Annotated in this window: 29 protein-coding genes, 1 tRNA gene and 2 pseudogenes; 14 read left to right on the plus strand and 18 right to left on the minus strand. The window is 66.1% G+C overall.

Annotated features, from left to right (window positions below):
* Nucleotides 1-241, plus strand: a pseudogene (locus Q0R27_RS00650) (hypothetical protein); the annotation flags it as partial.
* A 12-nt stretch (nt 242-253) separates the two neighbouring features.
* Here the strand turns inward: Q0R27_RS00650 and Q0R27_RS00655 are convergent.
* Nucleotides 254-490: a hypothetical protein gene (locus Q0R27_RS00655; protein WP_293940140.1), complete on the minus strand. Its 237-nt coding sequence runs from the start codon at nt 488-490 to the stop codon at nt 254-256.
* A 196-nt stretch (nt 491-686) separates the two neighbouring features.
* Between Q0R27_RS00655 and Q0R27_RS00660 the strand changes: the two genes are divergently transcribed.
* Nucleotides 687-772: transfer RNA gene (locus tag Q0R27_RS00660), tRNA-Leu, on the plus strand.
* Between the two features lie 57 nt (nt 773-829).
* On the opposite strand, the gene Q0R27_RS00665 is transcribed toward Q0R27_RS00660, so the two are convergent.
* From Q0R27_RS00665 to Q0R27_RS00690, 6 genes and pseudogenes are all read right to left on the minus strand, one after another.
* Complete coding sequence (locus Q0R27_RS00665; RefSeq protein WP_293940142.1) at nt 830-3541, minus strand: hypothetical protein; 2712 nt, start codon at nt 3539-3541, stop codon at nt 830-832.
* A 30-nt stretch (nt 3542-3571) separates the two neighbouring features.
* Nucleotides 3572-4198, minus strand: coding sequence for a hypothetical protein (locus Q0R27_RS00670; protein ID WP_293940144.1), 627 nt, complete (start codon nt 4196-4198; stop codon nt 3572-3574).
* 15 nt (nt 4199-4213) lie between these two features.
* Nucleotides 4214-4396: a hypothetical protein gene (locus Q0R27_RS00675; protein ID WP_293940146.1), complete on the minus strand. Its 183-nt coding sequence runs from the start codon at nt 4394-4396 to the stop codon at nt 4214-4216.
* A 159-nt stretch (nt 4397-4555) separates the two neighbouring features.
* Entirely contained in the window at nt 4556-5062 is a 507-nt protein-coding gene (locus Q0R27_RS00680; RefSeq protein ID WP_293940148.1) for a DUF4402 domain-containing protein, read from the minus strand.
* A gap of 199 nt (nt 5063-5261) precedes the next feature.
* Nucleotides 5262-5843 (minus strand): annotated as a pseudogene (locus Q0R27_RS00685) (DUF4402 domain-containing protein).
* Between the two features lie 98 nt (nt 5844-5941).
* Nucleotides 5942-6460: a DUF4402 domain-containing protein gene (locus Q0R27_RS00690; protein ID WP_293940150.1), complete on the minus strand. Its 519-nt coding sequence runs from the start codon at nt 6458-6460 to the stop codon at nt 5942-5944.
* A gap of 89 nt (nt 6461-6549) precedes the next feature.
* On the opposite strand from Q0R27_RS00690, the gene msrB reads away from it, so the two are divergent.
* On the plus strand, nt 6550-6990 hold the full coding sequence (gene msrB, locus Q0R27_RS00695) for a peptide-methionine (R)-S-oxide reductase MsrB (RefSeq protein WP_293940152.1): 441 nt from the start codon (nt 6550-6552) through the stop codon (nt 6988-6990).
* 47 nt (nt 6991-7037) lie between these two features.
* A complete protein-coding gene (locus Q0R27_RS00700) occupies nt 7038-9155 on the plus strand; it encodes a PBP1A family penicillin-binding protein (RefSeq protein ID WP_293940153.1) in 2118 nt (705 codons plus the stop codon).
* Here the strand turns inward: Q0R27_RS00700 and Q0R27_RS00705 are convergent.
* Entirely contained in the window at nt 9105-9809 is a 705-nt protein-coding gene (locus Q0R27_RS00705) for a SprT family zinc-dependent metalloprotease (protein WP_293940155.1), read from the minus strand. The two genes, Q0R27_RS00700 and Q0R27_RS00705, sit on opposite strands and share 51 nt — an antisense overlap.
* Entirely contained in the window at nt 9790-10227 is a 438-nt protein-coding gene (locus Q0R27_RS00710) for a YcgN family cysteine cluster protein (RefSeq protein ID WP_293940157.1), read from the minus strand. Before Q0R27_RS00710 ends, Q0R27_RS00705 begins: the two co-directional genes overlap by 20 nt.
* 179 nt (nt 10228-10406) lie before the next feature.
* On the opposite strand from Q0R27_RS00710, the gene Q0R27_RS00715 reads away from it, so the two are divergent.
* Nucleotides 10407-11003, plus strand: a complete 597-nt coding sequence (locus Q0R27_RS00715) for an ankyrin repeat domain-containing protein (RefSeq protein ID WP_293940159.1) — start codon at nt 10407-10409, stop codon at nt 11001-11003.
* 21 nt (nt 11004-11024) lie between these two features.
* On the opposite strand, the gene Q0R27_RS00720 is transcribed toward Q0R27_RS00715, so the two are convergent.
* The 9 genes from Q0R27_RS00720 to Q0R27_RS00760 form a co-directional block, all read right to left on the minus strand.
* Nucleotides 11025-11510, minus strand: a complete 486-nt coding sequence (locus tag Q0R27_RS00720; protein WP_293940161.1) for an MmcB family DNA repair protein — start codon at nt 11508-11510, stop codon at nt 11025-11027.
* A gap of 111 nt (nt 11511-11621) precedes the next feature.
* Nucleotides 11622-12296, minus strand: a complete 675-nt coding sequence (locus Q0R27_RS00725) for a cell wall hydrolase (RefSeq protein WP_293940163.1) — start codon at nt 12294-12296, stop codon at nt 11622-11624.
* A gap of 167 nt (nt 12297-12463) precedes the next feature.
* Complete coding sequence (locus tag Q0R27_RS00730) at nt 12464-12817, minus strand: DUF1491 family protein (RefSeq protein ID WP_293940165.1); 354 nt, start codon at nt 12815-12817, stop codon at nt 12464-12466.
* Entirely contained in the window at nt 12798-13262 is a 465-nt protein-coding gene (locus tag Q0R27_RS00735; protein WP_293940167.1) for a PTS sugar transporter subunit IIA, read from the minus strand. Before Q0R27_RS00735 ends, Q0R27_RS00730 begins: the two co-directional genes overlap by 20 nt.
* Nucleotides 13263-13449: 187 nt before the next feature.
* A complete protein-coding gene (raiA, locus tag Q0R27_RS00740) occupies nt 13450-14031 on the minus strand; it encodes a ribosome-associated translation inhibitor RaiA (protein ID WP_293940169.1) in 582 nt (193 codons plus the stop codon).
* Between the two features lie 47 nt (nt 14032-14078).
* Nucleotides 14079-14774: a DNA polymerase III subunit epsilon gene (dnaQ, locus tag Q0R27_RS00745; protein WP_293940171.1), complete on the minus strand. Its 696-nt coding sequence runs from the start codon at nt 14772-14774 to the stop codon at nt 14079-14081.
* A 7-nt stretch (nt 14775-14781) separates the two neighbouring features.
* Entirely contained in the window at nt 14782-15378 is a 597-nt protein-coding gene (gene coaE, locus Q0R27_RS00750) for a dephospho-CoA kinase (protein WP_293940173.1), read from the minus strand.
* Entirely contained in the window at nt 15375-16193 is an 819-nt protein-coding gene (gene aroE / locus Q0R27_RS00755; protein WP_293940175.1) for a shikimate dehydrogenase, read from the minus strand. The genes coaE and aroE overlap by 4 nt, the downstream gene beginning before the upstream one ends.
* Entirely contained in the window at nt 16190-16774 is a 585-nt protein-coding gene (locus Q0R27_RS00760) for a Maf family protein (RefSeq protein WP_293940178.1), read from the minus strand. Before Q0R27_RS00760 ends, aroE begins: the two co-directional genes overlap by 4 nt.
* Nucleotides 16775-17087: 313 nt before the next feature.
* Here Q0R27_RS00760 and hemE point away from each other — a divergent pair, with 313 nt between their 5' ends.
* The 9 genes from hemE (at nt 17088) to Q0R27_RS00805 (ending at nt 26403) form a co-directional block, all read left to right on the plus strand.
* Nucleotides 17088-18158 (plus strand): uroporphyrinogen decarboxylase, encoded by a 1071-nt coding sequence (hemE, locus tag Q0R27_RS00765; RefSeq protein WP_293940179.1) that lies wholly within the window; start codon nt 17088-17090, stop codon nt 18156-18158.
* Nucleotides 18155-18607: a CopD family protein gene (locus tag Q0R27_RS00770; RefSeq protein WP_293940180.1), complete on the plus strand. Its 453-nt coding sequence runs from the start codon at nt 18155-18157 to the stop codon at nt 18605-18607. The genes hemE and Q0R27_RS00770 overlap by 4 nt, the downstream gene beginning before the upstream one ends.
* A gap of 196 nt (nt 18608-18803) precedes the next feature.
* Nucleotides 18804-20060, plus strand: coding sequence for a transcription termination factor Rho (gene rho / locus Q0R27_RS00775; protein ID WP_293940181.1), 1257 nt, complete (start codon nt 18804-18806; stop codon nt 20058-20060).
* Nucleotides 20061-20161: 101 nt separating this feature from the next.
* Nucleotides 20162-20881, plus strand: coding sequence for a YjbE family putative metal transport protein (locus Q0R27_RS00780; protein WP_293940182.1), 720 nt, complete (start codon nt 20162-20164; stop codon nt 20879-20881).
* Nucleotides 20882-22159 carry a tRNA uridine-5-carboxymethylaminomethyl(34) synthesis GTPase MnmE gene (gene mnmE / locus Q0R27_RS00785; RefSeq protein ID WP_293940183.1) on the plus strand — a complete coding sequence of 426 codons (1278 nt, stop codon included), beginning with the start codon at nt 20882-20884 and terminating at the stop codon, nt 22157-22159. It begins immediately after the preceding gene.
* A gap of 111 nt (nt 22160-22270) precedes the next feature.
* Entirely contained in the window at nt 22271-24076 is a 1806-nt protein-coding gene (gene mnmG / locus Q0R27_RS00790; RefSeq protein ID WP_293940184.1) for a tRNA uridine-5-carboxymethylaminomethyl(34) synthesis enzyme MnmG, read from the plus strand.
* An 8-nt stretch (nt 24077-24084) separates the two neighbouring features.
* Complete coding sequence (gene rsmG / locus Q0R27_RS00795; protein WP_293940185.1) at nt 24085-24684, plus strand: 16S rRNA (guanine(527)-N(7))-methyltransferase RsmG; 600 nt, start codon at nt 24085-24087, stop codon at nt 24682-24684.
* Nucleotides 24681-25466 (plus strand): AAA family ATPase, encoded by a 786-nt coding sequence (locus Q0R27_RS00800; RefSeq protein ID WP_293940186.1) that lies wholly within the window; start codon nt 24681-24683, stop codon nt 25464-25466. Before rsmG ends, Q0R27_RS00800 begins: the two co-directional genes overlap by 4 nt.
* A 61-nt stretch (nt 25467-25527) precedes the next feature.
* Nucleotides 25528-26403: a ParB/RepB/Spo0J family partition protein gene (locus Q0R27_RS00805; protein ID WP_293940187.1), complete on the plus strand. Its 876-nt coding sequence runs from the start codon at nt 25528-25530 to the stop codon at nt 26401-26403.
* Nucleotides 26404-26412 lie beyond the last annotated feature (9 nt).

Raw genomic sequence — 26412 nt, forward strand, 5'->3', positions numbered from 1 at the left:
GCTCGCCAGCGGCAATGACCTCGTCTCGCTCAGCGGACGGGTGATCAATCCGACCGACGCGACCCAGGCGGTGCCCGCGCTTCAGGCCGACCTGCGCAATGGAGCCGGCAAGCTGGTTTACAGCTGGACGATCGCCCCGCCTGCGCCGCGCCTGCCACCGCGCGGCAGCACCAGCTTCAACGCCGCAGAACTCGGTGTGCCGGCCGACGCGACGTCGCTGACCCTCCGCTGGGCTAACTAAGCTCCTAGCTTTTCAGGGAAATTCGACCAACTGTGCAGACTGCCGCTGGCCGTCGATGCGGACCGATGCCCGATGAAACAAACCGCTCTCCGACGGGCGCGATCGGTCGAAATGCACTCTTGCACCCTCGATGATCCGAACCATTACGCGGGCTTCTCCATGAACTCGGCCGTTCGGCACGAAGCCAATCGGCCCACGCGCCGGCGCGGTGGCATAAACGCTGGCCGCGGCGAGGAGGAGCGCGATCATGCCCCCTCAACGCACGTCCTGGCGCCAAGGTAAACAGCGCGTTTACCACTGTCCCGCGCCGGGACCCGATCGTGCCCGGCCGATTGGCCCACGCCGTGACCCCAGCGGGCGCGGCCGATTGGCGTTGCGCGGCCGGAAACGCTTTGCTAGTGGCCGCGCCTTGCCAGAGGCTCCCGATCGTTGAGCCTGTTCACGTGCGGTCGTGGCGGAATGGTAGACGCGCAGCCTTGAGGTGGCTGTGGCCGAAAGGCCGTGGAAGTTCGAGTCTTCTCGACCGCACCAGAACCGAGCGACCCGCTCACCGCCCCCCAACGGCGAAGTCGTCTCAGACGACTATGGTTAATGCAGGGCCGGTCCCGGCGACGCATTGGACGCGATCTGGGGCAGGGTCGTCGGGCGGATCGGCCCGAGCCGGACGGTCGGCTTGCCGCCAGTGACGACAATCGCCGTTTCCAGCGTGGTTGCCGAATGGATCGCGGCGGCCGAGGTAGCTGCGATGCGCGCGGTGTAATGACCGTAAGCAACCGAATCGAAGAGAAAATATCCGTCATAGTCGCTTCGCGTGGTCGCGACGGTCCTGCCGGCAGCGTCGACCAGTTCGATGTCGACACCTTCGAAGCCGCCGCCGCCCTCCTTGACCAGCACGCCTTCGACTGTGCCCGCGCCGACCAGACCGATTTCGACCTCGGCGGCGATGCCGGGGCGCGGGGTGACGACCTGCAGCGCCTTGCGCGGCGTGAGTGTCGGATCTCTGAGGCTCGACTGGTCGATCCCGACCGCAACCGGCTGATAGATGGCGAGGCCACCGACCGTCGCCTGGCCGCGCTTGTCGGTCGGCTGGGTCGCGGTCCGGGTTCCGGTGGTGATCAGCGCGCCGGGCTCGTCGGGTTCGCCCGGATCGCGCTGGCCATTGTCGTTGGAGTCGCGATAAACTCGCGCGCGGACCATGCCGGCGCTCGCCAGCGGCTGGCGCGACGGGCGGAAGCCGCGCGACGGGTCGAGCGAGAAATTGAGGTTGAAGCCGACCGCGACCGAACCGTCGGTCGCCGCCTCGGCGGTCAGCGCGACCGCCATCGAGTCGAACCGGCGGATATGCGACAGGCGGGCGCGACCGCGGCGGAACTGGCCATCATAGCCGAGCCCCGCCTCCCAATCGGCCTTTTCCGAGGCCGACCAATAGGCCGAAAACTCGACCTGCTTGATGCGGGTCGAGGGTTTGACGTCGAACGTGCCGCTGCCGCGCAATCGAACCCGGCCGATATGGCCAGCGCCGATCAACGAGGCTTCGACGGTGTCCGGCGGCGCCGGGCCGTGCGCGTTGCTGGTGTGACGGTAGCGCAGGTCGGTGCCGAGGTTGAATCGCCCGATGTTCGCCGACAAGCGCCCCGCAGCCTCGAGCTCGCGCGACGAATCGGCGCGGTCGACGATCCGCAGCGAGGCGGTCGCGGGGACGACCGCACGGCCGATATGGAGCGGTGCCGACAGCGCGAGTTGCGCCTGGCGAATCGATCGCTCGCGGATCCCGTTGAGGCGGAAGTCCCTGGCAACCAACGCTTCTCCGGAAATATTGAGGCCGCCGAGCTTGGCCAGCAGCGCGCCCCGGCCGGCGAGCCCGCCGTGACTGTCGCGCACCCCGGCGACTTCGATCAGCGCCTTGCCGATCGACCGGCGCACCGTTCCCTCGACGAAGGTGAGCCGCTCGTCGTTGACCATCTGCATCGTCGCGGCGAGCCCGATCGAGGTGCGTTCGTCGAGGCCGTGTTCGAGCGCGGCGGTCGCCTGGAGCTTCGGCACCAGCTTATTGTCGCGTGGTGCGCTGCGAAGTGCGACGAGGTCACGCGCGGGCTGGTTGACCCCGGTCCAGTACCAGGTCTTGCCGGGCGGCGCGGCGGCGTCGGCGACGTTGACCGTCTCGGTCCGGCTGCGCAGCTGGCCTTGCGGGCCGTAGAGCCGAATTTCGACCTGGTTTTCGCCATAGTGCAACGGCACGTCGTCGAAATGATAGCGCTGGTCGCTACTTGCCGGCGCGAATCCGAGCAGTTCGCCGTTGCGATAGAGTTCGGCCTCCCATCCGGCGGGCAATTCGCCTTCGAAATGGGTGCGGTCGAACGCGGTCGGGGTGAACAAGGGGCGATTGGTGACGACCGCGCCGCGACCGACCGCGCCCGATCCGATCAGCCGGCTGTCGAACCCGGCGACATCGCCAAACCCGAAGTGGGTCGCCTTGAGCGGGCCGAGCAGGGTGGCGTCGGGATCGGACTTGAAGGCGTGGAAGCGCACGCTGTTGGGCTTGCCGCGCACGTCGGTCGCCATTTGCGCGTCGTAGGACAGCGTCGCGACTTCTCCGGCGGCGAGCAGCGAGGCGCGGCGATCGACGCGGGTGCCGCTGCGCGCGTCGTAGGTCACCCCGCCGCTGACGACGAAATCGAGCGCCGGGGCGCGCCACAGTCGGTAGGGTAGGCGGACCTGCGGCAATTCGCCGAGGCTGAGGCTCGCCTTGTGGAGCCTGGCGGCGCGATCATGGCGTTCCCTGGTCAATTCAACCGGCAATTTTGCTTCGGATTCAAGCAATAACATCGATCCGGCGAGCGACGGCTTGACGCCAATCGCGAACCAGCGGGCGAGCGCCCCAGTCTCGACGCACCAGCCCTCGGGGGTTTCGCGGACGGTTCCGCTCGACAGCATCTCGTGCTTGCCCGCGCCATAGGCGACCTGGCCGGTGCCGAGGTCGATGCTGATCCGGTTCTTTTCGTTGAACGCCCAGCCGCTGGCCTTTTTCGCCGCGAGGTCGATGTGCATCGGCACGTCGAGCGTGGTCAGGAAATCGCCAAGCAGGACGCACGTCCCTTCGGGGGTGCCATAGGCGCGGACCCCGTCGCCAAGCCGCAACTGGCGGATGTTGACCTCGAGCATATACTGGTCCTCGGGGTCGGCGGTCCACGACGCGCCCGAAGGGGCCGAGGCCGCACCCGTGGCGACGCTGCCCGCGGCGAGCGCCGGCAGCGTCAGCGCGGCAACGAGGCCGCGGACCAGGCTGCGGGCAAGCCGCAAGCGTATGTGCCCCCTGGCCTTCCCGTGGTCCTAGCGCAGCACCGCGCTGGTCTCGGCGATCACTTCGGGTCCCATTTCGGTGGTTTCGACATATTGCACCGTGACCGGGCCGCTGGCCGAGGCGAGCAGCTTTTCATTGACCGGGATGGCGATGCTGCGCGTGGCCAGTTCGGTATAGATCGCGACGCCACGCTGGATCGCGATCGGATCCTTGATCCCCGCCTTCATCACGCGCACTTCGCCGAACGTCGAGCGGGTGCCGCTGCGGCTCAAGTCGAGCGCGACCGCCGGCTTGCCGTCTTCCTTGACGAGGTGGACGTTGGCGATGCCGGCCTTCGCCTGGAGATTGCCGAGGCGGACGATCACCGGGATGGTCACGCCATAGACCGGGGTGAGCGCAAAGCTGATGCCCTTGGCCTCGGTGGTCGGGGCGGCGACCGGGCGTGGCGCCGGGATCGCGCGAAACAGCAGGTGGACGCGATACTCGCCATCGGCCAGCCCGGCCGGAGCGCGCGCGGCGATGTTGATCGTCTGCGGCTGGTTGGGCGGTAACGTGACCTTGCGCGGGGCGTAAAGGATCATGTCGGATGCGGCCTGTTCGGCGCTGTTCGGGGTCGGCACGTCGACCAGCGTCCCGTCAGCGGTCATCCGGCGCATTTCGACGCTGATGCGTTAGGTGGCGACGTCGTCACCGATGTTGTTGAGGATGATCTGCGTGCCGCGGCTGCCGTTGAGCACGATCCGGGTGGGCGCGACGAGCAGGTCGCCGATGCCGGCGCTGGCCGGGGTGGCGACGGCGCACAGCGCGAGTGGCGCGATGACGGCGAGGCGGGCGATACGCGAAAAAATGGTCACGAGCAGGTCTCCATCCAATGTGGAGCTTTTCTGCGTCCGAACTGGTTACTTTATCGCTAACCATCGCGAAACGAATTGCCGGCGCGCCATGGTCGGGTCACGAAAAAGGGGCCGCCGTTGCCGGCGACCCCTGCTGGTCTTCGATCGAACGCGTCGAACTTAATAGTCGACCGTCACGATCAGGTTGCCGGTGTAAACGCCATCGGTCGTCGCGGGGTCGATGGCGAACGCCCCGCCGACGTTGAAATTACTGCCCGGTGCTCCCGAGTTGGTCAGCAGCACGGTGGCCGGCGCGCTCGGTGTGAACAGCAGGTTGGTCGTGCCGTTGGTGATGTTGGCGGCGGTGGTGGCGATCTTGACCGTCTGGTTGTTCGACCCGGCGACATTGAAGATCGCCTGCTTGCCGGTGGCGGAGCAGGTCAGGCCGGTGCCGCAGGTGATCGCGCCCGCCTGGCTGATCGACACCGCGGTCGAAGCGGTGACGGCGGTCAGCAGGATCGTGCCGAAATCGATGCTCTGGGTCGCAGTAAGCACGAGCGGCTTGACGATCTGCGCCCTGGCGGTGGCTGGCGTGGTCGCGCTGACCGGGGCGGCGAGCGCCGGCGTTATGGTTAGCGCAGCGGCGGTAACGACGGCGGTGGCCGCCAGGATACGAGCGAAATTCATAAGATCAGTCCCCACTGGTCTCGACCCGAACCGACGGGCCGTGGTGAGGAGGCTGTTAACCAAGGCGGGTTGCGACTTTGCTCAGCGATATGGTTACCGCGCCGTTTACGAAGCCGCCGGATCGGATCAGCTTCTTGCAACGAAAAAGGGGCCGCCGTCGCCGGCAGCCCCCCAAACTCATACCAACGGGTTATCGAAATCAGTTATAATCGACGGTGACGTCCATGTTGCCGGAATAAACGCCGGCAGGGGTCGTCGGAGCGACGGCGATGCTGCCACCGACCGCGAAGCTCGCGGCGCCGGTTCAGCTGAGCGTCAGCGGGCTGGCCGATGCCGCGGCGGGCGTGAAGAGCAGCGTCGCCGCCCCCGGGCCAGTGATCGTGGTCGGGGCGACGTATACCTTGACGACCTGGTTGGCCGAGCCGGCGACATTGAAGTTGGCCGCGCTGGTGGTTCCGCCGCACAACAGCTGGCTGGTGCACGCGACGACGCCGGCTTCGCTGATGTTGACCGTCTGGGTTACGACCATGCCGTTGCGGATCAGCGTTCCGAAATTGAGGTCGCTGGTCTTGGTCAGCGTCAGCGGATCGACGATCTGGGCGGTGGCGGTTGCCGGAACCGCGGCCCCGACGGGCGCGGTCGCGGCATAGGCCGGCGCGGCGAACGCGGCGCTGGCGGCGAGCATGGTCAGCGTACGAGCGAATCTGGTCATCTGAAGTCCCCACTTGGTTGCAAAAGCTGGCGGTTTTCCGGACCGACCGGCCAACCGTGAGGAGCGCATTAACCGTGTCGGCTTTCGCTTTTCCTCCGGGACAGGGTTACCGGCGTGTTCACGTTTGATCCGTGGTGGATGTATTTGCCCGGCAGGTCCGCGTGACGTCAAAGATAGTCGACGTCGACCTGGAAATCGCCGCGGAAGTCGCCGTCCACGGTCCCGGTGACGTGGAGCTCGCCGCCGAAGCGAAAGCTCAACATCCCGTTCGCCCCGATGCGGGGGAGGGTCGGAAGATCGCTGCGGATCGAATCGATGCGGACCTCGCCCCCCGAAGTTCCAAACAGGCTGATCGACTGCGGCAGGCCGATGCGCACCGCGCGCCCGGGCTCGCCACGCACCGTGACGGTCCCGGCCATCGCCCGCCCGCCGATCGACATGACCGCGCCGCTGGTCTGGTGCGATCCGTCGGGGCCGAGCGTCGCCGACCCCGCGCCAACGCCGGCGAGGACCAGCCGGTCGAAATCGAGATTGGTCTCGACCTCGAGCTTGACGGGTATCGTGGAGTCGGTTTCGGGCGTGGCGGTCGGCGCGACGCACAACCGGCATTGGGCCGCGACCGGCTGCGCAAGCGCAAGCGCCGCAAACCCCAGCGCGACCGCTGGCAACAAGGACAAGATGCGCACCACCATGCATCCTTCGCTAGCAAGGAGGCGTTGAAAGAGGGTTAAGCGCACCCTAACTGGATGGGCGCCTTCCAATCGCGGAGTAAAGCATGGCCGACAAGATCGAACGCAGCGAAGCCGAGTGGCGCGAGCATCTCGGCGAGGAACGGTACCGGATCCTGCGCCAGGCCGGCACCGAGGCCGCCTTCTCCGGCGAGTTGCTGAACAACAAGGGCGACGGCGCCTATGTCTGCGGCGCGTGCGGCGAGCCATTGTTCGCGAGCAGGACCAAGTTCGAAAGCGGCTCGGGCTGGCCCAGCTTCACCGCTCCGGTCGCGGGCGAGGCGGTCGAGGAAATCACCGATCGCAGCCACGGCATGACCCGCACCGAAGTGCGCTGTGCCAAATGCGAAGGCCATCTCGGGCACGTCTTCCCCGATGGCCCCGGACCGACCGGCTTGCGCTATTGCATCAACTCGGCCTCACTCGATTTCGCGCCAGGGGACGAATCCGCGAAGGGTGAACCGGCGGCCAGCGGGGAGCGGCGTTGAACGAGGCGCTTGGCGAACCGACCGGCCGCCTCTAACCTTCGTCGCCAATGGCTTCCGCATCCTCCGCCCGCTCGCGGTTCAAGAGCATCCTCATCTGGGCCGGCGCGATCCTCGCTTTCCTGCTGGTCGTGCTCGGCATCGCGGTCGCCGTCGCGACGTCGCAGCTGCCCGACTATGACCAGCTAAGGAAGCGCAGCGACCTTGGCCAGATGATCCGCATGCGCGCCGCCGACGGCACCGTGCTGGTGTCGCTCGGGCCCAGTTTCGGGCGCTGGCTGACGTATGACGAGATCCCGCCGACGATGCGCGCGGCGATGATCGCGATCGAGGACAAGCGCTTTCGGTCGCATCCCGGCGTAGATCCGATCGGCATCGCGCGATCGCTTCAGGTTCGGGTCGCCAGCGGCAAGTGGAAGCAGGGTGGGTCGACGATCACCCAGCAGCTCGCCCGCAACATCTTCCTCAACAATAATCGCACCCTTTCGCGCAAGCTGCAGGAGGCGGTCCTCGCGCTCGCGCTCGAGGTGAAGTTCAGCAAGAACCAGATCCTCGAGCTCTATCTCAACCGCGTCTATTTCGGCGGCGGGTCCTATGGCATCGATGCGGCGGCGCGGACGTTTTACGGACATGGCGCCGACCGGCTCAGCCTCGGCGAAGCGGCGATCATCGCCGGGCTGGTCAAGGCGCCGTCCAATTACTCGCCGACCGCCGACGCCGAAGCCGCCAAGAGCCGCGCCAAGGTCGTGCTCAACTCGTTGGTCGAAAATGGTTTCATCAGCCGCGCCGCGGCCGACGGCGTCGATCCGGCGACGGTCCGCCTGACCGCCGCGCCGCGCCAGAACAGCGTGCGCTATTTCACTGACTGGGCGATGCCGCAGCTCGACACGCTGATCGACGAGACGCGCGAACCGATCGACGTGTGGACCACGCTCGATCCCGGGATGCAGGTCGCCGCCGATCGGGCGATCAACGCCAATGCGCCGGGTGGAGCGCAGGGCGCGCTGGTCTCGCTCGATCGCGACGGAGCGGTCCGCGCGATGGTCGGCGGGCGTGATTACGTCAGCTCGATCTACAACCGCGCGACGCAGGCACAGCGCCAGCCGGGGTCGTCGTTCAAGCTGTTCGTGTACCTCGCCGCGCTCGAAAGCGGGATGAAGCCAACCGATACGATGGTCGACGAGCCGGTCGAAATACAGGGCTGGAAACCGCGCAACTCGACCCGCGGTTTCGCCGGGACGGTCACCCTGCGCGAGGCGTTCTCGCGCTCGATCAACACGATCAGCGCGCAGATCGGCGCGAAGCTCGGCTTTTCGACGATCGCCGACATGGCGCGCCGCTTCGGCCTGACCAGCGAGATCTCGACCTACCCGGCGATGGTCCTGGGCACGAGCAATGTCCGGCTGATCGAGATGACCAAGGCGTTCGCGTCGGTTGGCAATCACGGCGTCGCGATCGTCCCCTATGCGATTCGCAAGGTGGTCACCGCCGACGGTCGGCTGCTCTACAATCGCGAAGCGAACGACAGTCGCGTGCTGGTCGCGCCGTGGGTCGCGGCGGAAATGACCGACCTGCTGCAGTCGGCGGTGCTTTCCGGCACCGGCCGCGCGGCGCAGATCGGCCGGCCGGTGGCGGGCAAGACCGGGACCACCAGTTCGAACAAGGACGGCTGGTTCATCGGCTTCTCGTCGGGGCTGACGACCGGCGTGTGGATGGGGCGCGACGACGCCCGGCCGATCCCGGGCCTGCAGGGTGGCACCGCTCCGGCGCGCGCCTTCCACGACTTCATGACCGTCGCCACCGCCAACCGCCCGATCGAGCAATTCGAGACGCAGGTGCCGATTCCCGACTGGCAGCTCGAGCCCGACGAGGAAGCAATGGGGCTCGGCCTCGACGGCAATCTCGTCGCACCCGAAGCGCCGCTGGTCGATGCCGACGGCAACCCGATCCCGCCGACCGATCGCCAGCTGCCGATGCCGAATGGTACGCCAGGACAACCGGCGGTCCGCCCCGATGGCACCGGGCCCGACCAGAACTGGCTCGACGACGTGCTCAATCGCGGGGCGCAGCGCAGGCCCGCCGCACCGGCGCCCGTGCGTCGCCCGCCGCCGGTGCCGTCAGACCCGGCGACCGACCCGGCGCAGGACGGGGCTCAGCCGCCGCAGTAATAATCGCGCCGGAGCGACCGGGCCGCCGTAGAGTGCCGCTTCCGCCGCCTTGAAGCGCGGGCCGTGGTCCATGTGGAGACGGTGTGCGACTTCATGCGACACGACGAAGCGGCGGACATGCGGCGGCGCGAGGATCAGCCGCCAGCTGAAGCGGATCGCGCCCGTCGCCGAGCAGCTGCCCCAGCGCGAATCGGCGTCCCCGACCGAGACCGCGCTAACCGTCACGCCGGCTGCTTCGGCGACTGCCCTGGTTTCAGCCGACAGCGTGTCGCGGGCGCGGCGCCTGAGCCACGCCTCGATCCTGGTCGCGAACGATTCGCGCGGCCCGCCGCAGCTGAGTGCGCCGGGGGCGTGGACTATCGTGCGGGTCGCGCCTTCGATCCAGCTCAGGAGCACCTCCTCTCCGTCGAGCGGGATCGTCACGCCGGGTTCGAACGGCAGCGGGTGCGGCTGGCGAGCGAGCTGTGCTTCGACCCACCGCTGCTGCTCGGCCGCCCAGGCGAGCGCGGCGCGGCGCGGGGTGCGCGGCGGGACGGTCAGCATCAGTCCGCCGCTCTTCTCGTCGAAGCGCAGTTTGAGCCGCCGCGCGCGCGGATGGACCCGCAGCGTGAGCGGCACCCCGGCGACGAAATCCTTAGAGAGGGCGGTCGACAATATGATGCTCGAGCTCGCCGGCGTCGACTTCGCTGACCGTCCAGCCACGGGTCGACTGGCCCGCCGCGTGGACGCTCTCGCGGTCGCCCGAGATGAGGTAATGCCATTCGAACAACGGCTGGTCGTCGCCGCGCAGGCGATAGGCGCAGGTCGACGGCAGCCATTCGAGTTCGTCGAGCCGGTCGCGGTGAAGCACGACGCAGTCGGACACATATTTGCGCCGATGCGTGTAGTCGGTGCATTGCGACGTCTTGCGGTCGAGCAGTTTGCACGCGACGTTGGTCGGGTGAAGCTCGCCGCTGTCCTCGTCCTCGAGCTTGTGCAGGCAGCAGCGGCCGCACCCGTCGCACAGCGCCTCCCACTGTCCGCGATCGAGTTCGCGCAGGGGTTTTTCCCAGAACGGCATTGGCTTATTCATTTAGAGCCTGATCGGTTGAGGTGGAAGCGCTTCGCGCTTCCACCGAGAGCGTGAATCAGGCTCTAATCATATGCTTAGACCATGATTCACGTTTTAGACTGGTTCAGTCTAAAACGATCATGGTCTAAAGGCCAGCAATGGGCTGGCACGGCGACGGGTTCAAGGTGAGGCGGAGAAATATGCGCGGCAGGACAGGCTTGGCGATCATCGCGCTGGCGCTCGCGTCCGCTCCGGCGGCGGCGCAGTTGGGCGGGGCCAAGGGCGAATCATTCCTGAGCGCGGTGCGCGACGTCGACGGCAACAAGGCGACCGAGCTGCTCGACGCCAATGGCTCGACCGTGCTGTCCTATCGCGGCGCGAAGGGCGAGACCGCGCTCAACATCGTCACGCGGCGGCGCGATTCGACCTGGCTCGGCTTTCTCATCAGCCGCGGCGCCGATCCGAATGTCGGCGACGACCGTGGCGAGAACCCGCTGCTGATCGCGGCGCGGCTTGGGTGGGAAGATGGCGCGACGCTGCTGCTGGGACGCGGAGCGCGGGTCGATTTCACCAATCGCCTCGGCGAGACCGCGCTGATCGTTGCGGTCCAGCAGCGCCAGACGGGGCTTGCCCGCCAGTTGCTCGAAGCCGGGGCCAATCCCGACAAGAAGGACGCCGCCGCCGGCTTTAGCGCGCGCGATTATGCCAAGCGCGACAATCGCGCGACCGACCTCGTGCGATTGATGGAGACGGTCAAGCCGACCAAGAAGATCATCGCCGGACCCATCTGGAAGTAAAGCGACGGGCGCGCTGAGACTTTAATTCCAGCCGCCGAACGTCGGGTCGATCTGCGCCGACAGGCGCCGCGCCGCGCGGCGGGCGAAGCGGAGCAGTTCGGCCTTGCGCCGCGCCGGGGCGAGCGGGCGCAGGACGGGTTCACGCAGCACCGCGGCATCATAACGGTCGGCGACGATCAGCCCCGCTGCCTCGGGCAGGAAATGCTCGGCCTCGGTCAGCTGCGCCAGCGACTGCGGCACCGCCCAATAGAAATGGTCGCAATAATCGAGGTAATCGCGCCACTTGCCGTCACCGAGCAGGTCGGCCTTGGCGACCTTAATCTCGACGATCGTCAGCTGGCCCCGGGCGTCGATCGCCATCAGGTCGGCGCGGCGTCCGTTAGGCAGCGGCACTTCGCAGATCGCGAACAGGTCGCGGCGGCAGAACAGCCGCGTGACGCCGCGAGCCACTTCCCCCGCGATCGGCGGGGCGTCGACGAAACAGTCGGGAATCAAGACACTCGCCATCCGCTACGCCTAGAACAAAGCAGGACCGGATGCCAGTGACATCCGGTCCGCCAGGCCCTCTCCCAGAGGGTGTTCTCCGCCGTTGTGGCGGTTGAAGCCTGTCCGACCGCCTCAGCGGTAGAAGATGTGGTTGCCGATCGTCGCGACCCGGGTCGCGTGCCACGCCGGCGAGACGCGGGTGGCGTGGAAGAACAAGGCACGCGGCGCGGCAGAGTTCTTCAGCCGGGCGTCAACGATCGCGGCGATCGCGACGGCGGTCTTCCACTGGTTGCCCGAGCGCGCGATGCCGGGCATCGCGTGACCGCGCACGAAGCTGAACTGGCCGCGCTGGAACACCACACCGCAATAGGTCGAGGCGAAGCGGCCGGACTTGGCACGGTTGGCGATGACTTCGCCGACGGCAAGCTGGCCGGCGAGCGGTTCGCTCTTCGATTCGAAGTAGATCGCGCCGGCGAGGCATTCCTGATCGCGGCTGGCGGGGGTGGCGCTCTTCAGGCGCGACACCATTGACGCCAGCGATTCGCCGGGAACCGATTTGATGACATTGATGTCTTGCTGATCGGACCCATCGCTTTGGGGGCCCGCGGTCACCACGGGATCAGCTTCGGGAAGCGCCTCGACCGGGACCGGCGTGATAATTCTGGGAAGCTCGTTGGAAGCAAGGAGCGGTTCGGGTGCCATGTTCGTCGAGGTGACGAGCGAAGCAGGAAGAACCTGCGCCGGGGCGACCGAGGAAGAGGCCAAAGCGGCCAGCACCAGGATGGTGGTGCGAAACGACACGGGCATTCAAACCATTCAAGATGCGGTGATCAGGCGCGAGGAGTGAGGCGTATTCGCCTTCTGTTTCCCTCGGACTTGGTCCCCGTCTGCGTGGCATTCCCAGGCCCGAATGGCCGCGCGGAATGCCCCCCGCTCTGTGTGAGCGGCGGCTGTTGACCGTCACGGCGGTGTAATCAACCCGCCGCGCTCGTTTCAGCGATGAATCGTTCCGCCGACGGGATGTCCAGTTCAATCTGCCACTCGTCGGGGTCGTTGCGGCGGCGTTTTTCGAGGAACGAACTCAGGATCGCCGAATCGGCCGGCGGGGGGCCGACGCGTATCCATTCATAGCCATTGCTGCCGAGCGACCGCGCCAGGCAAGCAACATGCTGGCCGCGCTCGGCGATCGCGAGGAGCAGCGTGCCGCGCTCGGCATCTCCGCGATGCAGCACCGTCCCAAAGCCTCCCTCGACCTCGGCGCGGCGAACGAAGGCCGAGGCCTCGAACCCCGCCGCCAGCCGCGGTTGATCAGGCGGCGTCGCGCTCATCCGCCCCCATCAGCACCGCTGCGAAGGCATCGCGGCTCCGCGCCCCGCGCAGCTTCTCGATCGTCGCGGCATTGCGTACCACCCGGCTGATCGCGGCGAGCGCCTTGAGGTGGTCGGCCCCCGCATCCGGCGGCGACAACATCAGGAAGACGATATCGACCGGCGCTCCGTCGACCGCCTTGAAATCGATCGGGTCCGATAGGCGGACGACCATCGCATAAACGGTTTTCAGGCCCGCGACCTTGCCGTGCGGGATCGCGACTCCGTTGCCGAAACCTGTCGATCCGAGCCGTTCGCGCTCAGCGATGCACGACTGTACGGCGTCGGGATCGAGCCCCATCCGCTGAGCCGCGTACAGGCCAAGCTGGTTGAGCAGGGCGCGCTTGGTCTTGGCCGAAACGCCGGTGCGGATCGAGTCGAAATCGAGCAATTCGGATAGCAGCATTGAAGGCACTCACCCTTGACGACAGGCCCGTCGCCTTCCCCCGAAGCGCCAAAGCCTGATCGTTCGCGCTTTTGCCGGACACGTAAATCAGGCTCTGATCATATATTTAGACGACGATTCACGTCTTGGATTATATCCAATCCAAAACGATCATGGTCCGCGCCGATAGGCCCAAGCACCATGAATGTCAGGCCCCGCCGGGTTCAACCCAGCCGATCGTGCCGTCGTCCCGCCGATAGATCATGTTGAAGTCGCCGGTTTTGGCATTCTTGAACATCAGCGCGTTGGTGTTGCGCAGGTCGAGCATCATCGCCGCGTCGCCGACGCTCGCCTCGGGGATGTCGACCCGCGTTTCGGCGATGATCGCTGGGCTGCCGGGAAGGGGCGCTTCGTCGTCCTTGGGCGCCGCGAACACGGTGTAGCCGGCGTTCGACGGGATCTCGATCGCGGTGCCCGTCTCCGCGCCATTGCCGCGCCGCTCGCGCAGCCGCTTCACATAGCGCCGCAACTGCTTCTCGATCTTGTCGGCCGCGCCCTCGAACGCGATATGCGCATTATTGGCGCGGTTCGACGCCTTCAGCACGACCCCTTGCGCGACCGGCGAAACGATGTCGCAGGTGAAATCGTCATACGGCCCGCGTCCGAAAGTGACGTTGGCCCCAACCGCGCGCGAGAAATATTTGTCGGTGATCGCGCCCAGCCGATCGCTGACATGCGTGCGAAGTGCTTCACCGGTATCGACCTGGTGACCCGAAACCCTGATGTCCAATCTTGTTCTCCTGTCGCGAATGTCGACGGCGCGATTTCCGTTCAAACTCAGACCGCCGGCAGGAAACGCTCCCACAGCGGCTGCTTGAGCCGAGCAATGAACGCACGATGGCGGGCAATTTCTTCGTCGCTCGCAAAATGAGGCCGCGCTTCCCGGACGGGCCGGTCGATTGGCGCGGTCGCCGTTGCCTGTTCAACCGCGGCAACCTCGGCGACCAGCCCCAGACCGATCTGGCGCCCGCCGGTCAGCTCGATATAGACCTGGGCCAGCAATTGCGCGTCGAGCAGCGCGCCATGCTTGACCCGCTGGCTGCGATCGACCCCGAACCGGCTGCACAGCGCGTCGAGGCTGTGCTTCGCCCCCGGGTGCCGACTGCGCGCCATGACCAGCGTGCACACCATCCGGCTGAGGCTGATCGGGTCGCGCCCGCACAACGCGAGCTCGCGGTTGAGGAAGCCGAAATCGAACCCGGCGTTGTGCGCGACCAGCGGCGCGTCGCCGAGGAACTCGACCAGTTCGTCCGCCTTGTCGCGGAACAGCGGCTTGTCGCTGAGGAATATGTCCGACAGCCCGTGGACCGCCTCGGCCTCGCTCGGCATCGATCGTTCGGGGTGGAAATAGGCGTGGTATTCGCGCCCGGTTTCGACCCGGTTGATCATCTCGATACAACCGATTTCAACGATGCGGTCGCCCCCGGCCGGATTGACCCCGGTCGTTTCGGTATCGAAAATAATCTCGCGCATGGCCTGCTTATCGACCCGTTGGCAGCCCGAGACAAGCGAGGATCCGCGTGACATCGGCGCGGGTTTGATCGAGGCTGCCGCCGGTATCGATGACGAAGTCGGCGCGCGCGCGCTTGGCCTCATCGGGCAGCTGGCGGGCGATGATGCCGTCGAATTTGGCGCGCGTCATGCCCGACCGGGCAAGCACCCGGTCGCGCTGGAGCTCGGAGCGCGCGGACACGACGATCACCTTGTCGAACGCCATCTCGCCGCTGGTCTCGAACAGCAGCGGAATGTCGAACAATAGCGCCGGGGCATCGCAATGCGCCTCGACGAACTCCGCGCGTGCCCGCTGCACCGCGGGGTGGACGATCACTTCCAGCGCGGCGAGTTCGTCGCGATCGCCCAGCACCCGGGCGCCAAGCAGGTCTCGGTCGACCGAACCGTTGACCACCGTCCCGGGGAAGCGCGCCGCGATCGCCGCGACCAGCGCCCCGCCGTTCGACTGCAGCCGCCGCACCTCGGCATCGGCATCGAACAGCGCGATCCCCGCCTCGACGAACATCGCCGCGACGGTCGACTTGCCCATCCCGATCGACCCGGTCAGCGCGATCTTGAGCGTCATGCGACGAGCCTTTCGCGCAGCTCGGCGTCATGCTGGCGAGGGGCCTGCACACCGAAGAATTTCTCGAACGCCACCGCCGCCTGGCCAACCAACATCTGCAATCCGTCGATCGTTGCCAGGCCGCGTTGCCGGGCGGCGGCGAGCAGCGGCGTTTCCAGTGGCGAATAGACGATGTCGTAGACGATCGCATCAGGTCCGAGACTGTCGAGCGACACCGGCAAGTCGGGCTGGCCGGCCATCCCGAGCGAGGTGGTGTTGACCAGGAGTGCGGGGTCTATCAACGGGTCGCCGATCGCGCCGGGGCGGATCTCGAGCGGCGCTCCGATCGACAGCGCAAAGTCGGCGGCACGTTGTTGGCTGCGGCCCAATACTGTCAGATTGAATTCCGCTTCGAGCAGAGCAATCGCGATCGATCGCGCCGCGCCGCCGGTGCCCATCAGGCAGGCCGTTCGCCGGCGATCATCGTCGAACCGCCCTTCAAAAGGTTCGAGGAATCCCGCCCCGTCGCTATTGTAACCGGCCAGCACATCGCCTTCCCGGACCACCGTATTGATCGCGCTGATCTTTGCCGCCGACCGATCGATCCGGTCGATCTCGCCCCCGACGAGCCCCTTGAGCGGCATCGTCACGTTGCAGCCCAGCCAATCGGCATCGGCACGCACCTGCGTGAAATAATCCGCGGCGGCCAGTGCCGACACCCGGCGCGAGCGATACTCGGCATCGATGCCCAGCTTCCCGAGCCAGAAATTGTGGATCAGCGGGGACTTCGACTGCGCGATCGGATCACCGATCACTTCGGCATACGGCCGCGTCATGACGTCATTTCGCCGCGCTCCCGAAGCGCTCCCAGCAACGGCAGCAACGGCAAGCCGAGCACCGTGAAATGGCTCCCGTCGACCGCCTCGAACAGCGTCGCACCGCGTCCTTCCATGCGAAACACCCCCACGCAGCCCGCGACTTCGGGCCACTCCGCCACCAGATAGCGGTCAATAAACGCTTCCGACAGGTCGCGCACTGTGAGGATCGACCGTTCGGCGTGAGACCAGTCGATTTCGCCACCGCGGGCCAATGCTACCGCGCTCACCAAAGACAGCGATTTGCCCGAGAAGAACCGCAGATGCTCGGCGGCCTCGCTCCGGTCGCGCGGCTTGTCGAACCGGCGCCCGGCACATTCGGCGATCGAATCGCTGCCGATCACCCACGCTGCGGGCGCCCGTTCGCTCACCTCGACCGCCTTCGCTTGCGCCAGCCGTGCGGCAAGCGCCTCGGTCGATCCATCGAAGCCGATTTTCAGCGCCTCCTCGTCGACGGCAGGCCGCTCGGCCGCGAATTCGAGCCCGACCCCGTCGAGCAGCGACCGGCGGATTATGCTCCCCGACGCGAGGATGACCGTCATCGCCTTAATCGCCGGATGGACAGACCTGTGGAAAAACTCATGATGTTCCGTAGCCCGACAGCGGGGACGGTCCAATGGGCCAACCGCGTCCCGAACCGCTCATTCACCATTCCCATGCTCATCCACAACCCGTGTTGGCCATGCGGGACGCTGTGAATCATGGGGAGGACGCGATGCGACTCGCCCATTCGCGGCGAGTCGCGTCTCCACCCTGCCTGTTGGCAAATGCGGGACGCCCCACTAAACCCCGCGACCCAGCGACCATCTACACCTTCATCTCTATCTTTAAGAATCTATAAGAATAGGAAGATAAGTGGCGTCCTCGCCTGAACTCTCCTCACTCGTTGCCGCGGCGCCCGCCGACAAGCCGCTGCTTGCCGTCCTGCGCGGCGAACGGCGCGACCCACCGCCGTTGTGGATGATGCGCCAGGCCGGCCGCTACCTCCCCGAATATCGCGCGCTCCGGGCGACCAGAGATGGCTTCCTCGGGCTGGCCTATGATCCCGAAGCCGCCGCCGAGGTCACCCTCCAGCCGCTGCGCCGCTTTGCGTTCGACGGGGCAATCCTGTTCTCCGACATCCTCATCGTGCCCCATGCGATCGGCCAGCATCTCGAGTTCGTCGCCGGCGAAGGCCCGCGACTTTCCCCTCCGCTTGCCAATGCTTCGCTGGACGACCTCCAGCCGGTGCTGGAGCGCCTCGATCCAATCTACGGCACCGTGCGCAGGGTGAAGGCTGCTTTGTCGCCTCAGACGACATTTCTGGGGTTTGCGGGAAGCCCGTGGACCGTCGCCACCTACATGGTCGCGGGCCAAGGCAGCCGTGAACAATCCGAGGCCCGCCGGTTTGCCTATGCCGACCCGGTCCGCTTCCAGGCGATCATCGAACGGATCGAGGAGGTCACGCTGACCTATCTCTCGGGCCAGATCGAAGCGGGCGTCGATGCGCTCCAGCTGTTCGACAGCTGGTCGGGCAGCCTTGCGCCGGCCGAGTTCGAACGCTGGGTCATCGCTCCGACCGCGCGGCTCGTTTCCGCGCTCAAGCAGCGCTACCCGCACATCCCGATCATCGGCTTCCCCAAGGGCGCCGGTGGCAAGCTTGCCGCTTACGCGCGGCTGACCGGAGTCGACGCGATTGGCCTCGACGAGACGGTCGACCCGGTATGGGCCAACGCCGAATTGCCCGCGGGGCTGCCGATCCAGGGTAATCTCGACCCGCTCGCGCTCATCGCCGGCGGAGAGATGCTGCGCAACGCGGTCGAGCGTATCCTCGATGCTTTTGCCGGCCGTCCGCACGTCTTCAACCTCGGACACGGCATCCAGCAGGACACGCCGATTGATCATGTCGACCAGCTCGTCGCGCTGGTGAAGGGGACGCCTCGATGAACAACTGGGTTGGCTTTCTCGGTAACGCCTATCCGTGGGTCACCGCCGCCCATGTGACCTTCGTCATCTTCTGGATGGCGGGGCTGTTCCTCCTCCCCCGTTTCTACATTTATCACCACGCCACCGCCGCCGGATCGGTCGAGGACCGCGCCTGGATCGAGCGCAACAGCCGCGTGCGGTCGATTATCCTCACTCCGGCGATGCTGATCGTGTGGGCGCTCGGGCTGCTGCTCGCGTTCCACATTGGCGCGTTCGGGCAGCACTGGTTCGATGCCAAGCTGCTGCTCGTGATCGGGCTGACCGGTTATCAGGGCTGGCTCGGCGCCTATGGCCGCAAGCTCGCTGCGGGCAAGCGACCGCTCGCGAACAGGACGCTGCGCATCATGAACGAGATCCCCGGCATCGCCACCGCGCTGATCGTCGTGCTGGTAATCGTAAAACCCTTCTAGGGTTTGCGACATCGAGAACGTCAAACCCTTCCAGGGTTTGCGACACTCCATATTGACTCGAGCAGGACCGAGACCTAACGCCCGTCGCCAGACGGCCGCACCGGCCAGTTTCCCCCTTCGTCGGTGCGCACCCCCTTTCCGAGCGGCGTCCTGTCGCGCGACGAATTTCCCTTTCGCTCCACCATAAGAGCCAGATATGCATCTCAAAGACCTCAAGAAAAATACCCCCGCCGAACTCGTCGCGATGGCCGAGGAGATGGGCATCGAGGGCGCCTCGACGCTGCGCAAACAGGATCTGATGTTCTCGATCCTCAAGGTCCGCGCCGAATCCGGTGCCGAGATCATGGGCATGGGCACGATCGAAGTCCTCAACGACGGCTTCGGCTTTCTGCGCAGCCCCGAAGCCAATTACCTCGCCGGCCCCGACGACATCTACGTTGTCCCCAACTTGGTCCGCCGCTTCGGGCTGCGCACCGGCGACACGATCGAAGGCGAGATCCGCGGCCCCAAGGATGGCGAGCGCTACTTTGCGTTGACCCGCATCACCCAGATCAACTTCGACGAGCCCGACGCGGCCCGCCACCGGGTCAATTTCGATAACCTAACGCCGCTTTATCCGGACTCGAAGCTGCGCCTCGACACGCTCGATCCGACCGTCAAGGACAAGTCGGCGCGGGTGATCGACATCGTCAGTCCCCAGGGCAAGGGCCAGCGCGCGCTCATCGTCGCCCCGCCGCGCACCGGTAAAACCGTGCTTTTGCAGAACATTGCCAAGGCGATCACCGACAACCACCCCGAGGTGTTCCTGATCGTCCTGCTGATCGACGAGCGCCCTGAGGAAGTCACCGACATGCAGCGCAGCGTGAAGGGCGAGGTCATCTCCTCGACCTTCGACGAGCCCGCGTCGCGCCACGTCCAGGTCGCCGAAATGGTGATCGAAAAGGCCAAGCGGCTCGTCGAGCACAAGAAGGATGTCGTCATCCTCTTGGACTCGATCACCCGCCTCGGCCGCGCCTACAACACCGTCGTGCCGTCGTCGGGCAAGGTCCTGACGGGTGGTGTCGATGCGAACGCTTTGCAAAGGCCTAAACGTTTCTTCGGCGCCGCGCGAAACATCGAGGAAGGCGGCTCGCTCTCGATCATCGCCACCGCGCTGATCGATACCGGATCGAAGATGGACGAAGTCATCTTCGAAGAGTTCAAGGGCACCGGCAACTCCGAAATCGTCCTCGACCGCAAGGTCAGCGACAAGCGCATCTTCCCGTCGCTCGACGTCGGCAAGTCCGGTACGCGCAAGGAAGAATTGCTGGTCGACCAGTCGACGCTGTCGAAGATGTGGGTCCTTCGCCGCATCCTCATGCAGATGGGCACGATCGACGCGATGCAGTTCCTCCTCGACAAGATGAAGGACGCGAAGTCGAACGAGGATTTCTTCGCGAGCATGAATCAGTAGATTTTCGGTTCGCAATCGGCGCTTAACGAGGGCCGGTTTGCTGGCTTGAATATACGCAAGCGCGGCGCCATTGTGCCGCGTATGAACCGCAAGGCCGACCAATGACCGATCTCCTGCTGGCCCTTCCTCTGGTCGAAGCTTCGGCAGGTCTCGGCGGACCCGGTGCGATGTGGGCGGCAATCGTCAACGACTTTTCGAATATCGGAGAACCGGCTGCCTTTGCCGTTTTCCTCCAGGTATTGATGATCGATCTCGTCCTGGCCGCCGACAATGCGATCGTCGTCGGCGCGCTTGCCGCGGGGCTCCCGGCGGCTCAGCGCAAGAAGGTCATTCTCATCGGCGTCATTGCCGCGCTCGTCCTGCGCGTCGCTTTTGCGCTCGTGGTGACGCAGCTGATGGCGATCGTCGGTCTCGTCCTGGCCGGTGGTTTCCTTCTGCTGTGGGTGTCGTGGAAGATGTGGCGCGAACTGCACCACGGCGCCGGGGAATCGGCCGGCTCGCCAGAAATCGCTGGCGACGAGGATAGCGGCCTGCGCCCCGCGAAAAGCTTTGCTGGCGCCGTCTGGGCGGTCGCCGTCGCCGATGTGAGCATGAGTCTCGATAACGTCCTGGCGGTCGCTGGCGCAGCGCGCGAGCATCCCGGCATATTGATCGTCGGGCTGATTTTCGCGGTCGCGTTGATGGGCCTCGCCGCCAACATCATTGCAAAATATATCGAGCGATTTCGCTGGATCGGATATATCGGCCTCGCGGTGATCGTCTATGTCGCGGGCAAGATGATCTACCAGGGGTGGCATGAGGTCGCCCCGCTCTTTGCCTAGATGAACTTCGGGGACACCATCGCTGCGCTGAGCAGCGGTCGCCCCCCCGCCGCCGTCGCGATCATTCGCACCAGCGGTCCCCGGGCAAACGCCGCCGCCCAGGCTCTCGCCGGCCCACTCCCTGCCCCACGCCAAGCCTCCCTGCGCACTCTTCGCCACCCGCAAACCGGCGCCGAACTCGATTCAGTCCTGCTCCTCCGGTTCGACGCCCCCCTCACCGCCACCGGCGAAGATATCGTGGAATATCAATGTCATGGCGGACGCGCGGTGGTCGCTGCCATTCTCGACGCCTTGACGTCACTTGGCCTCCGCCAAGCCGTGCCCGGCGAATTCACCCGCCGCGCGCTGGCCAATGGCCGCATCGACCTGACCGAAGCCGAGGGTCTCGCCGACCTGCTCGAGTCAGAGACCGAATCGCAGCGTCGCGCCGCGCTCGCGCTCGCCGGCGGCGCCCTCTCGCGCCAAATCGACGTCTGGCAGTTGCGCGTCGTCGACCTTTCCGCTCGCGCGGAAGCCGCGATCGACTATGTCGGGGACGAGGACGAGACCGCGACCGATACGAGCGACCTGCGCGCCGAAGCGCTCGCCCTCGCCGCCGATCTCGACCACTGGCTCGCCCGCCCCCGCGCCGAGCGCTTGAAAGACGGCATCCGCGTCGTCGTCGCCGGCCCGCCCAACGCCGGCAAATCGAGCCTCGTCAACGCGCTCGCCGGAAGCGACCGCGCCATCGTCACCGACGTCGCCGGGACCACGCGCGATTCGATCGAAGTCCCGCTCGCCATCGACGGCGTCCCGCTTGTCCTGATCGACACTGCGGGCTTGCGTGAGACGAACGATGCGGTCGAATCGCTCGGCATCGCGCGCGCCCGCTCCGAAGCCGCCCGCGCCGAGATCCTGCTGTGGCTGGGCAACCCGGCAAAGGCGCCCGCGCATCCCCACCTTCTCCTGATCGCTCCGAAATCTGACCTCGGCGCCCGGGGCGGCGATGGCGCGTCATCCGTGTCCGCACTCACCGGGGCGGGTATCCCGCAATTGCTTGGCAGGCTTGGGGTCGCGGCGACGTCGCTTCTCCCGGCGGAAGGCGACGTCGCGCTCAACCAGCGTCAAGCGACCGCCGTTGCGGAAGCGGCCGACCGGCTCAGAACCGTGCCAACCGACTTGCTTCTCCTCGCAGAAACGCTTCGTTCTACCCGTGTCGCCTTCGATCGATTGACCGGACGCGCCGGGGTCGAGGACGCCATTGATGCCCTCTTCACCCGCTTCTGCCTCGGCAAATGATGTTCCACGTGAAACACCCCTCCCTGTAGAAGGAGGGGCGAGGGGCGACTCAGCGCAGCTGAGCGGGAGTGGGTTCTTGCCGCAAGCGCCACCTCCCCGTAAACGCTCCCCATGTACGACGTCCTGATCCTCGGCGGCGGCCACGCCGGCTGCGAGGCTGCAGCTGCAGCTGCGCGGCGAGGCGCGCGCGTCGGACTGATCACTTTCTCGACCACGAACCTCGGCCAGCTGTCGTGCAATCCGTCGATCGGTGGCGTCGGCAAGGGCCATCTGGTGCGCGAGTTGGACGTTTTCGATGGCCTGATGGCCCGCGCCGCCGATGCTTCCACGATCCACCGCCGGATGCTCAATCGCAGCAAGGGCAGCGCCGTCCACGGCCCGCGCATCCAGGCCGACCGCCCCGCCTACCGCGCGGCGATTGCCTCGCTGATTGCCGACGCTGGAGTCACCCTGATCGAAGGCGAAGTTGCCCGACTCCGGCTGGAAGGCAGCGCGCTCATCGGAGTCCATTTGGCCAGCGGCCAGTCGATTGATTGCCGCGCCCTGGTCATCGCCACTGGCACCTTCCTCGGGGCCAAACTATTCTGCGGGCTGGACGAGAGTACCGGTGGCCGCGTCGGCGAGCGCTCCGCATTGGGTCTCGCCGACCAGATCGAGGAACTGGGACTGGCCGATGGCCGACTCAAAACCGGAACCCCGCCGCGCCTCGACGGTCGGACGATCGACTGGGCTCGCCTCCAAAGCCAGCCTTCCGAGCCGGCCAACTGGTCGATGTCCGCCTTCCCGCCCGGACGCCGCCTCCCTCAGGTCGATTGCGCGATCACCCGCACCACTCCCGAAACGCACGCCATCATCGAGACCAATATCGACCGATCGCCGCTCTTTGCTGGCGCGATCAAAGGCCGCGGTCCACGCTATTGCCCGTCGATCGAAGACAAGGTGAAGCGCTTCGGCGATCGCGACGGCCACCAGATCTTCCTCGAGCCCGAAGGCCTCGAAACCGCCCTCGTCTACCCCAACGGCATTTCCACCTCGCTTCCAAAAGACGTGCAGCACGACTTCGTCCGCTCGATCCCGGGGCTTGAGCGCACCGAGATTGTTCAGCCCGGATACGCCGTCGAATATGCATTTCTCGACCCCCGGCGGTTAAATTCGCGCCTCGAGCACCGCGATCTTGCCGGGCTGTTCCTGGCTGGGCAGGTCAATGGCACCACCGGTTATGAAGAGGCGGCGGCGCAGGGTCTCGTCGCCGGCCTCAACGCAGCCGCCCATGCGATCGACCTTGCGCCGGTCACCTTCGATCGCGCGGCAAGCTACATTGGTGTGATGATCGACGACCTCACGCTTCACGGCGTCACCGAGCCCTATCGGATGATGACTGCGCGCGCTGAATTCCGCCTTCACCTCCGCGCCGACAACGCCGCAACCCGTCTCGGCCAGCTGGCGATCGACGTTGGCTGTGTGGGCGATGACCGACGCAGGGCGATCGAGGAACGCCGAGTCGGTCTGGTCGGCGCCACCTGCCGCCTCGACGAACGCGCGCGCGAGTCCGAGCTGAGCGCCGAGGGCGGCCCTGTCGTGCGCTCGTTGCGCGAATGGATCGTCCGCCCCGAGTTTCGAGACGCCGCCATCGCGCGCCTGGGTGATGGCGTTGGGATCGAAGAGGTGATCGCGGATGCGCAATACGCCCCCTATTTGCAGCGGCAGAGAAGCGAATGGGTTGCGTTGCGTGAAGATCGAAACGCCCACATCCCATCGAACTTCACGTTCAGCGCCGTCTCCGGCTTGTCTAAGGAGATGGTCGATCGCTTGTCGGTAGCCCGCCCCGAAAGCTTGGCTCAGGCTGGTCGCGTGCGGGGCATCACCCCCGCTGCATTGTCCGCGCTTCACTTCGCGCTGGTTCGCGCCGCCGTATGATTGATCGCTTGAAGCAGGTTTCGGGCCGCGATGTTCCACGTGAAACATATGAGCGGCTCGAGGCCTACGCCGCCCTGCTGGTCGAAGAATCCAGCAATCAGAACCTCATAGCCGCTTCGACCCTCGATCAGATGTGGGAGCGGCACCTCGTCGATTCGGCTCAATTGCTCCGCTATGCCCCGGCGGGCAGCTGGGTCGATATTGGATCGGGGGCTGGCCTTCCCGGTGTCGTCATCGCCATCCTCAGCGGCGATCCAGTCACGCTGGTCGAGCCCCGCCGCTTGCGCACCGAGTTCCTGACCCGCGTCAAAGTTCGTCTGGACTTGTCCAACATCACAATCATTCACGGCAAGGGAAGTGCCATGTGCGCGAAGTTCGAGAAGATCACCGCCCGCGCTGTTGCGCCCGCGACCGAACTCCTCGCCATGACGCACCATCTGTCCCGTCCCGACACCGTCTGGTTGCTCCCCAAGGGCCGAAGCGCGCAGAAGGAACTGGATGAAGTGCGGCGGTCGTGGCAGGGTGCGTTTCAGCTGGAGCCGAGCCTGACCGACCCCGATGCGTCGATCCTGCTCGCTACCGGCGTCGTGTCGAGGGGAAAGCGATGATCCGGATAGCAGTCGCCAACCAGAAGGGCGGGGTTGGCAAGACCACGACAGCGATCAATCTCGCCACCGCGCTCGCCGCGATCGGCTGGAAGGTGCTACTCGCCGATCTCGATCCGCAGGGCAACGCCTCGACCGGGCTCGGCATCGCCCAATCCGCCCGCGTGCGCTCAAGCTATGACGTGCTGATGGGTGAAGCGAATCTCGTCGAATCGGTCATCCCGACCAAAGTACCTCGCCTCGACTTGCTTCCCGCGACGGTCGACCTGTCGGGCGCCGAGGTCGAACTCGTCGGACTTGAGGGCCGCACCCACCGCCTGGCGCGAGCGTTCGACGCGGCTCCCCCGGGTCGTTGGGACATCTGCCTGATGGACTGCCCGCCTTCGCTCGGGCTGCTCACCGTCAACGCGCTGGTCTCGGCGCAGCATCTCGTCGTGCCGCTCCAATGCGAGTTCTTCGCGCTGGAGGGCCTTAGTCAACTGCTGCAAACAGTGGAGCGGATCCGCGTTGCCTATAACCCGTCCCTGTCGATCCTCGGCGTCGCACTGACCATGTTCGATCGCCGTAATAATTTGAGCCAGGCCGTTGCCGAGGACGTCCGTGCCTGCCTCGGCGCGACGGTGTTCGAGACCGTCGTGCCGCGCAACGTCCGCCTGTCCGAGGCCCCGAGCCACGGCCTGCCAGCCCTGATTTACGACCTGCGCTGCCCCGGGTCGGAAGCCTACGTCCGCCTCGCGCGGGAAATGATCCAGCGCCTCAACCTCGTCGACGCGAAGGCCGCATGAGCGGCCTGCGCCAACAAGCGTCCGGCCGCATGAGCGGTCTGCGCCAACAAGGGTCGGCCGCATGAGCAGGAGACCGGGCTTGGGTCGCGGACTCTCCGCACTGATCGGCGAGGCCACGCGTCCGCACGATGAGGATACTACCCCGCCGGCCGGAGCGGTCCGCGAGATCGAGGTCGCGCGCATCTATCCCAACCCCAACCAGCCGCGGACCCGGTTCGATGAGGCAGCGATCGACGAGCTAGCCGACTCGATTCGAGAGCGCGGCGTCATTTCCCCGATCCTGGTCCGCGAGATTGACGGCGGCTACCAGCTTGTCGCCGGCGAACGCAGGTGGCGCGCGGCGCAGAAGGTGCAGCTCCATCTGATCCCGGCGCTGGTCAAGACGCTCGATGATGCGTCATCGGCCGAGATCGCGCTGATCGAGAATATCCAGCGCGAGGATCTCAATGCGATCGAAGAGGCCGAGGGTTACCGCAAGCTGATCGATCGTCACGGTCATACCCAGGAGCAGCTCGGCAAGCTCGTCGCCAAGTCGCGCAGCCACATCGCCAACCTGCTGCGCTTGCTGGACCTCCCCGCCGACGTGCGCGAGATGCTGGTGATGGGTGAAATCAGCATGGGCCACGCACGAGCCATCATCGGTGCGCCAGATCCATCTGGAATCGCTCGAGAAATTGTCAAAGGCGGGCTTACAGTCCGCCAGGCCGAGGACCGTGCACGCGCCGCCAAGCCAGCGGGTACGCGCAGCACGTCGTCCTCGGGCAAGCCGCGCGCGGTCGATGCCGACCTCGCCGCGCTCGAACGCCAGCTCGGCGATCTGCTCGGGCTCAAGGTCAAGGTCGCGCATTCGGGCGCCGGCGGCACAGTAAGCCTGTCTTATTCGAGTCTCGACCAGCTCGACATGATCTGCCAGCGCCTCTCCGGCGAACCGATCTAGAGCCTGAAG

The organism is Sphingomonas sp. (assembly GCF_025362505.1).
Taxonomy (GTDB): domain Bacteria; phylum Pseudomonadota; class Alphaproteobacteria; order Sphingomonadales; family Sphingomonadaceae; genus Sphingomicrobium.